Origin of the sequence: Thiocapsa imhoffii, assembly GCF_016583985.1 — a bacterium.
In the GTDB taxonomy this organism is placed as follows: domain Bacteria; phylum Pseudomonadota; class Gammaproteobacteria; order Chromatiales; family Chromatiaceae; genus Thiocapsa; species Thiocapsa imhoffii.
Genome location: NZ_NRSD01000031.1, coordinates 20,397 through 28,692 on the forward strand (window position 1 = coordinate 20,397; position 8,296 = coordinate 28,692).

At 61.7% G+C, this 8,296-nt stretch carries 8 protein-coding genes; all 8 read right to left on the reverse strand.

From position 1 onward, the window contains the following. Window positions 1-18: 18 nt before the first annotated feature. Entirely contained in the window at window positions 19-1,068 is a 1,050-nt protein-coding gene (csy2, locus tag CKO25_RS18925; RefSeq protein WP_200389515.1) for a type I-F CRISPR-associated protein Csy2, read from the reverse strand. Then, entirely contained in the window at window positions 1,058-2,374 is a 1,317-nt protein-coding gene (gene csy1 / locus CKO25_RS18930) for a type I-F CRISPR-associated protein Csy1 (protein WP_200389516.1), read from the reverse strand. Before csy1 ends, csy2 begins: the two co-directional genes overlap by 11 nt. 70 nt (window positions 2,375-2,444) lie before the next feature. After that, complete coding sequence (locus CKO25_RS18935; protein ID WP_200389517.1) at window positions 2,445-2,864, reverse strand: PIN domain-containing protein; 420 nt, start codon at window positions 2,862-2,864, stop codon at window positions 2,445-2,447. A 5-nt stretch (window positions 2,865-2,869) separates the two neighbouring features. Continuing rightward, the gene (locus CKO25_RS18940) at window positions 2,870-3,079 is read right to left on the reverse strand and encodes a hypothetical protein (protein WP_200389518.1); all 210 of its coding nucleotides are present in this window, start codon (window positions 3,077-3,079) and stop codon (window positions 2,870-2,872) included. Between the two features lie 5 nt (window positions 3,080-3,084). Beyond that, entirely contained in the window at window positions 3,085-5,385 is a 2,301-nt protein-coding gene (gene cas3f / locus CKO25_RS18945; protein WP_338115181.1) for a type I-F CRISPR-associated helicase Cas3f, read from the reverse strand. Then, a complete protein-coding gene (locus tag CKO25_RS21380; protein ID WP_242467749.1) occupies window positions 5,300-6,481 on the reverse strand; it encodes an HD domain-containing protein in 1,182 nt (393 codons plus the stop codon). Before CKO25_RS21380 ends, cas3f begins: the two co-directional genes overlap by 86 nt. Continuing rightward, window positions 6,478-7,455 (reverse strand): type I-F CRISPR-associated endonuclease Cas1f, encoded by a 978-nt coding sequence (cas1f, locus tag CKO25_RS18950; protein WP_200389519.1) that lies wholly within the window; start codon window positions 7,453-7,455, stop codon window positions 6,478-6,480. Before cas1f ends, CKO25_RS21380 begins: the two co-directional genes overlap by 4 nt. A gap of 126 nt (window positions 7,456-7,581) precedes the next feature. After that, the gene (locus CKO25_RS18955) at window positions 7,582-8,061 is read right to left on the reverse strand and encodes a hypothetical protein (RefSeq protein ID WP_200389520.1); all 480 of its coding nucleotides are present in this window, start codon (window positions 8,059-8,061) and stop codon (window positions 7,582-7,584) included. Between the last annotated feature and the right edge of the window lie 235 nt (window positions 8,062-8,296).

An 8,296-nucleotide genomic window follows, 5' to 3' on the forward strand; every position in this document is an offset into this window, starting at 1 on the left:
GAATCTCTCCGTGAATGCTTAGAGTTGGATATCGTTCGTCAGATCGGCCAGCACGGGCGCCGGCGGACTGTAGGCGTTGCGGCAACGGTAAAGCGCGTGCTCGCTGGGGTGCTCGGGGTCGTGGTCAGTTACCCAGACCAGATCGTCCAGACTCTTGATGCGATGCGGACTGATCCACTGCCCCATCGACCACACCGTCTCGACAAAACGAAACGGTGTGCTCGCATCTCTTGCACCTCTGACGGTGCCGGGCGGATGCAGGTCGGATAGTGCGGCAAATCCCACTGGAATCGGTACGACCCAGCCGGGGCGGGGATCGGTGATCCATTCCACGGTGGGCGGCTGGTCGTTGTCTTGCTTCGCGGGCCGCTCAACGGCACGGGTATTCCAGCGCGACAGATCCAGCCAAGCATCCAAGGCGCTGGCCGCTGGGTGATTGGCGCGCAGTTCGGCCAGCCGTGTCTGTAGTAAGTCATCACGCGACACCAAAGCAAAGCCCGGTAGCCAGCGTCGCGCCAAGAGGCGGAACTGCTTGCGCCGTTTCTCGACCTGGCTGTCATCGTCGGGAACCAGTTCAAGCACGGGGCGGCTCGACCGGCGGACAGATCCGGACAGTGCAGGCATCACGCTACCGCCGGCCAATCGCATGCCAGCCAGTTCGTGCGCCACGCGTTCAGCTAGGGCGAGACGTTCTGCATCGCCCCGGCACGTATCGGCGAGTCGCACATCGAACACTAGCGTCACATCAAGATGCGCGCGTCCTTCTTCCACGATGGCGGCATTACTGCCATTGGACAGCACCGGGTTGCGAGTGAGGTGAAAAGCGCGCGTATAGCCCGTAGTCGTCACTTGGGCTTCAAAGCCATGGCAGACCACACCAACACCGTACAAGGCGATACCGGCATCGCGCCCCAAACGACGTTCCAATGCCGTCATCACGCCGGTGAACGCCGTGATCGCCGGGAAACCCCACGTCATGGGGCTGGAGATTGCGTTCGCGTTCTGTACATGGATGTGCGGCAGGACCAAGACGGCCCGATGCTTAGGCACGTTGGCTTCACTGCTCATGCAGAACCTCCCCTTCGTAGTCCTTGATCTGCTCGCGGGCCAGTTTGAACCAGTACAGATACTCTGGATCCCCCATCGGCAGCGGCTCGCGTAATTGGGCATTCAGCCAATGAGCGAAGTCACTAGACAGGCGTTCGATGACGTCGTCCGGGCGGACGTCTGCTGCATCCGGATCCAACCAAGCGCCGTGCGACGGCGGCAAGCTGCATTGGGGATCTCTACTCCAGCCGGCATCGAGCGTCCGAACCTCGGCGGTGAACTGAATCAGCTCGTCGAGCAGCGCATTCACCAGCTCGTCCAGACGTTGGCGGGTCTTCAGATTGCTGGCTGGGTTTCCTTCCAGAAACCGGCGCAGTTCGCGTGCGAGGGTACGAACTTCGCGCCGCCAGCGATAGACGTCGAACAGCGATTCCACACCGAACAGCGGTTTCACCGTCAGCGACTGCCATACCGGCGGCAGCGACGCCAGCAGATAGTTGTTTCCGTCCCGAATGTGGTTGAGTTGACTTATATTCCTTGGCTTGCCGCCACCCAGTTTCTGCACCGCGAGGTTCGGATATTCGCGCACTGGCCGCTCATGCCACTCGCCTGCTTTGCGGGCCTTACGCGCAGCCTTGGCTGCCTCACTGAAGCGGTCCTCTTGCAGGGTCTGGTAGACGCGATGCACCAGCGAGGTGGGATACAGCGGTGCCAGGAGGTGATAGCCCGAGTTGTCGTGCGGGTCGGCCCCCACAGGCCAGTAAATCTGCTTGGCTTGGGTGTGGGATGCGAGTCCCATGCAGCGGGCGGCATCCATTTCCGTTAACCTGTCGGCAATCGACGTCGCTTCCTCAGGGCTGCCGCCGAGCGCGGCAATCGCATCGCTATCGCCTCTTTTCAACAGATTCAAGATGCATTCGTCTTCGAATTTGGTCTGCAACAACAGGAAAACCTCGTGGATCTTCTTGTTGAATGCACCATTGCCCGTCGCATCGATATCGATGTGAGCGCTTAAGACGTGAGAGCCGACCAGCGGTAGATCAGGTAGATTCGATGGATCAACAAGGAGATTGGTCGCTTCCTTGACTTTGGGGTCTGGGTGAATGCCCTTGACGATGTGGGTCGCCATTTGAATCTGGCTGACGCAGTCAGCTCCGCTGTTTAGGAGCGGTTGCAATTGGTAAAATTCTTGCTGCTTCCTGCGATCGCTAACGGCCTTGGTATCAGTGCCATGGATCTTGGCCAGCGCCTCATTTAATCGCCTCACGAGATGGTCATGAAGCGCGGCGCGGATGGTGAATGATCGTTGCGGATCAGACGGTAACATGCTGTCCTCCTTAACATTGGATTGAAGAATTGACGCTAACCAAGATCGAACAGGCAGGTCGCCCGATCCATCACCGAGTCTCTCGAAACGGGTTGCGTACGATCAAACGCCCCTCGATCTGCTGGTCGTGCTGAAGATCCTCGGAATACAGCACGGGATATCCCGCATCTAGGGCGCTACTGACGACCAGTGAATCCCATAGCGAGAAGCCATAGCGGTTCTTGATGGCATGTGCCTGGGGAATGCCCGGCACCGAGAGCAGGACCACATCGCAGTGCTGGATCATGTCATCCAGATTGCTCTGGATCGCAAAATCCAGGATCCGGTTCCTCAGCATGGCCGCGTAGTATTCGTTCAATACCTGGGTGCTCACCACAAACCGATGGTCAGACTCAACTAGGGTCCGCGCCAAGTCGCCTTTTGGATCCTGGGGCGTCTCCAGATGCGCGTAGACCCAGATGCGCGTAGACCCAGATGTTGGTATCGACACAGGGTTCACCGCTCATGCAGTGCATTACGGTTGAGGATCACCCGCTCATCGACCTGAAGCGTTCGATAGCGCGGACCGTTCGTGTCACGGCGCGGCGCGGCAGGCTCGTCGAGTGGCAGGATGATGACTTCGACGCGGCGATGCTGGAACTCGGGGGGGCGGTCGATGCGTAGTTGCGCGGCGGCATCGTTAAAGACCTGACGGATCGCATTCATTGCGCTCACCTCTTTTTCGCCAATCCTAAGACCGGATGATAGCGCCAGCCGTTGTCATTGGGCGGCACAGTCGCCGTGCCAAACCGCTCCGCGCAGGTGGCAAGCGGCACATCCAATTCCGATGCCAGGGCCGACAGCGCGGCCAGGTAGTCGGTGATCCCCCACGGCTCGATGCGATCACCCTGTATCACTGTGTCGGGTAGGTGCTCGCACTGTGATCGGTCCACCGGGACATACAGATTCTCTCCTCGCCGATCTCCTTCCATGACCTGATGTAGCAAGGCGTTTTCGCCATCCTCATCCGGCAGCAAGGCCAGAGTGATATCGCGTGGAAAGGGCTCCTTGCGGAACGGCTGTTCTTGTTGCAGCACGGCCGTCAGCAGGGCGTCCCGTGGGACTTGCCGCCACCAGGTGCTGGCGTTCAGCGTGGGCTTGGGGACCGCCGTCGCCGCCGTGGCACGGGCGCGGCTACCTAGGGGTTTCGAGACGGCGGCCTGTTGCTGGGGCAGCATCGTGTCGAGCATCCGCGCATGCTCCAGATCGACCAAACGCTCGCGCGGGCAGAGGACGGATGGCGCTGGGGAGACGATACGTGGGCGGGCGTCGATGACCGCGATCTCCTCGGCGGCCATCAACGCGCGCAGATCATGCGACGACAGATGAAACGCGCCATCGTCCGTTTCAAAGCCAGGTTTACAGAACGCGGCCTGGACTGGCTGGCGGAAGTGTCTCAGGTTGTGGCTAAAGACCAGGATATTGGTCGAGGCCACAGGATCAGTTCGATGACGATGCACCCGTCCGGCCAGTTGGATCAGCGAACGCATCGACGACGGCTCCACCACCGCCCAGTCGTAATCGTGATCGCGACCGACCTCGGTGACGGGCGATCCAAGCACGATGAACAGATGGTCGATCTCGGGCGACGCGTCCAGTCGATGACGAATGTCCGGCAGCGAAAACACCGCGTCGGGGACGTGGCGCTGCAACGCCTGATCAAGTTGCGCCTCAATGGCCGAACGCACCAGCAACGGATGGCGTGAATGATAGACGCATAGGTGAAGGCGCATGCCGTCGGGCGCGGTCTGCTGGAACAGCGCCAAGGCCACCTCGAACAAGGGTTCGATGTTGGCCATGCGCACCAAGCCAAAGCTAACGCGCTTCCGGGTTTGCGGATCCACGCTGTGATGGGCGCGATGCAGGTTCACTGCAGCAGACAACACTTGGGGCGCGAAGGCTTGGGCCAGCAACGGTATGGGACGGATGCCCTGTAACCCCTGAACAGGCAGCACGGCCGCGCGGCGGCGTGGCTCAGCGGCCAAACGCGCAAGTTCGCCGTGGCGACGACTCGCAAATTGCTCGTGGGTCTGCGTAAAGCTGGCAGCGTCCGGACAGTCCTGAGCTTGCTGGTGAAACTCGTCCACCCAAGCGCAGCAGATCGCAGGCGGCCTTTCGGCACCGGAAGGACGCGCGGCACGGTTGCGCTGAAAGTGTTGGCGGCCGTTGCGGTACGCCTCGAACAGCCCCTGCACCAGTGCGGGCGGTAGGGTGGCCGAAGAGAGCAGCACGCGCGCACCGAGCAGCCCAGCCCAATGCACCAGGCGAGTCAGTGCGGGTAGGTCGGCCAGATCGAAGTCGTCGGGCTCGTCCAGAACAAGATCGCCGCTCATCAAACGCAGCATCGGCGCAATCTGCCGACCGCCGCGTTGGCTCTCGGTGGCTGGCGTCAGGTGGTCGATGGTGCAGACGAGCAGCGGTGCGACCAGAAATCTGCTGACGTTAGGATCGGCCAAGGCGCGTCGCAGCATTGGATGCTGGTCGGTTTGGCCCTCGTAAAGGACATGGGTGGTTTCGTCCAACAGCGCCTGCCGCGAGGCGGAGCCGGTTGCCTCGGCCTGGGCTTCATAGTGCTCGAAGAGTGCCCGGCTGGCCGAGCCCCCCACCCGGATGGCGAGGTCATCATCGCCCAGTCCCAGCATGTCACAGAAGGCCTTTCCGGTTTGCAGCGTCAAGGTGCGCAAACCCAGCGCGAAGGCGCAACGCATGCCCTGGGCGGGATCGGCCAGCGCGTACATGATGCGGGCGTTGCCGAGCGTCTTGCCGCAACCCGTGGAAGCCATGTTAATGATGAATGCGCCATGCTCGCGTGAGCGCTCGCGCATCCCGCCAGCCAGATCGAACGACTTGTCTTGCCATCGAAAGCGTTCGTCCCGTGCACGCTGCTTAAGACGTTTGTGCCGACCAAGACGCGGCAGGTGGTGTTCGAAGCGAGGCAGGAAGCGGGCGATCTGAGCGCCGTTTCGGGCCACGCCGAGCAGGTGCTCGTCTAATGACTGATTGGGTCCCCCCCCCCTTGCCACATGTATTAGCCAACAGCGGATTGCCTGGCGTCACCTTGATCCGTTCCGGGTGCGCGCCCTCGAGGCGGGAGTAGTGGCGGTCCGCGAGCATCAGGCTCAACCGAGCGAGGTGCATCACAAAGGGGTTGTTCAGAACCGAATCGGATGCGGATCCCACACCCGAAGACGAGGCGAAAGGCAACAAGCGGCGCGCCATCCGACTCGCGCGTTGACGCCAGGCATCGGTGGTGACAGGCAGACCGTGCGAAAAGTGCCAGTACGGACGCAACGCCTCGCGGTCCGATGCTTCAAAAGCGCGCTCGTTCCAAGCGGGCTGGAGCTGCGTCAAGAGACCGGGCAGCGACGACATCTGGAAGACCGCCTCCCGCGGCAGTTCAGGGAGGCGGTGGTGTGTCACGACGAGCCAGGCCAGGGCCTGCGCGAGCGGCGCTCGACTCAGCGTCTTGAACGGCGAATCGAACGCGCCGTCCAAGCCATCCTTGCGCAACTGCTGCAGCCAGCGATCGTTGTCGGCCTCGGTCGGCGAGGCCAATCGGGCCAGCCACGCGGCGTCATCGTCATCGCCAACAAAAGCCTCGAACAGGCGCGCCGACACCCACTCATGCCGGATTCGGTTACGCCCGACCAACCGACCCTCCAGCCTTGATTGAAAAGCATCGATCGCTTTGCCGAGGTCGTGCAGCAGTCCAGCCAAGTCGACCAGCAGGCGAATCAGCTCGCCGGTATGCCAGTCGTTTTCATCCTCGCCGCGAAGGATATTCCGCTCGGTCGTGTTGGTCGGGGTGCCACCATCCGCATTGAAGCGGCGCAGATCGCCAACCACCCAGAGTAGTTCGCTGTGATCCTTGCCACGAATCCAGTGGCACGCGACCGCCGTGTTCTTGCGCGCGGTCTTGCGCAGCAGGCGATGGAGGGTGTCCAAACCCAGCTGGGTGATGGGCGTCTGCCAGGTCCGGTCGCCGCGCCGCTCGGCGAACTGATCGAGAATGCGGCGGGTTTCGGGCAGCGCATTCTTGGTGCATTGGGAGATCAGCAGAACATTCATGCCGTTGCGCCGCCGAGGTCATGAGCGATCGCTTTGAGCGAATCGATCATGAAATCCAGCGCCTCGGCACGCGTGAGGGCGTCGATACACGACTTACGGAAGGCCTGCTCATCGTCCCCCTGCATGGCGGACAGGAACGCCTGCGGAAGGATGAGTGCATCCTTAATCAGGTCGGCTGCGTCGAACACCAGACCGCCGCGTCGGGTCTTGCCATGAAGGACCGCCAACCCGTGCGGCAGACCGAGCACCCAGGTGGCGGTGGCCGCGAGGCCATAGGCCAGGTAATTTCCGTGATCGAGGAAACGGTTGGCGGGATCGCTCCCCGTACCTCGCTTGGCGCGCACGAAATCACCGTAACCAACCGCCTGAACAGCCAACTTGAAGAGCTGCTTGGTCAAGCGCGCTTCTTCCGTCAGCAGGGCGGTGACATCCGGCGCTGCAGCGACGCCTTCGAGGGATCCTTGCAGTAGCTGATCCAGACGGCCTGAATCGACGGCAAAGCCGCGCTCGCTCAGGGCGCGCGTTTTCAACCAGTGTTCGTGAATCCAACCGAGGCGCAAGCGTTGAATCGTTTTGGCCGCTGCCAGACGACGCGAGTCATCGAACCAGAATCCGACCCAAGCCTGAAGGTACTCGGTGGGGCGGTATTCACTTTGCGGTGAGAACCAAACGATATCCGTATCGCGCTCGATGCCACTGAACAGGGGCGTCCCGCCACCACCACAGAAGCCGACCATGACACCCGCTTGAGCGAGCTCACGCATCGCCGCCTGTGTGACCGAGGTCCCTGTCCCCAGCAGCACGCAGGTCGTATTGGCGATCGGGATATTCCAGTACAGAGAGCGCTTGCCTTCGTCGGTGACGTACTCGACGCGGCCACCATTGACGAGCACCCGGCAGTGTTCCAGGTAGTACAGGTTTGCCCGTTTGGAGTGCAGGATTGTCTTCAGATCCGAAGGCGAGAGATCATCCATGTCGAGTCCTTGTCAGAACCATCATCAGCAGTATGGCCGCGCTGCGGATTCGATCCGATTGCAGGCAGCGCCACCACTCGGCAGCGGACCGCAAGCTCATTCGGCCACTCCAGGTCAGTCGGTGGCTCACAGCATCAGCCACTGCGACTCAGTGTAGGCGATGTTGTTTTCTGTCGTCGTTCTGAAAGCGCATTGGTACTGGGAAACCAACAGGTTAAACACTGAGAGGAGCTGCTGCCAGCGCGTCGCACCACGCCCCGCCAGCGGACCCCACCACTCCAGCGCCACCTGACGCACGCCTACCCCAATGGGCCCGGATGCTGGAAACCAGCCCAGCGCCAAGGTCCCGCAGCCCAAGCGATCCACCGCATCCGCCACCACCGCTACGCCCACCACCTCAAAGCCCGGCAGATGGGTCACGTCATCGGTCTCGGTGTCGATGAACAGACTGCCCGGCTCAGCCCAATCAATCTCGAACAGCCGGCGTGGCCACAGGGTCAGTGCATCCGGTTCAGGGTCGAGTTCCGCCGCGTCACCCGCGTCCGACCACGGATCACGCCGCTCCGGCAGCGTCGCCAACAGCCGTGCCGCAACCGCCACCCGCAATACCCGCTCATCCTGGGTCAGCGCCGGTGTCGCAATGTCTCCAGGGTCACGTCCGTCGGGGTCGAGGCATCACGGTCGTTCATCAGGCATCTCCATGTGTCCTGGTCCAGGATTCCAGAGCATACCGACCGCACAGGCTCACAGAGTGAGCCTGTGGCCGTGGGGAGATGAAAAAATGGAGCGGTTCCGAACAGACGGGGCGGGAAGGGGGAGGGTGGTGATCCCCAAAACGACA

Coding starts and splice junctions, on each gene's coding strand:
- csy2 (WP_200389515.1), bottom strand. CDS start 1,068: ATGAGCAGTGAAGCCAACGTGCCTAAGCATCGGGCCGTCTTGGTCCTG.
- csy1 (WP_200389516.1), bottom strand. CDS start 2,374: ATGTTACCGTCTGATCCGCAACGATCATTCACCATCCGCGCCGCGCTT.
- CKO25_RS21380 (WP_242467749.1), bottom strand. CDS start 6,481: ATGAATGTTCTGCTGATCTCCCAATGCACCAAGAATGCGCTGCCCGAA.
- CKO25_RS18940 (WP_200389518.1), bottom strand. CDS start 3,079: ATGAATGCGATCCGTCAGGTCTTTAACGATGCCGCCGCGCAACTACGC.
- cas1f (WP_200389519.1), bottom strand. CDS start 7,455: ATGGATGATCTCTCGCCTTCGGATCTGAAGACAATCCTGCACTCCAAA.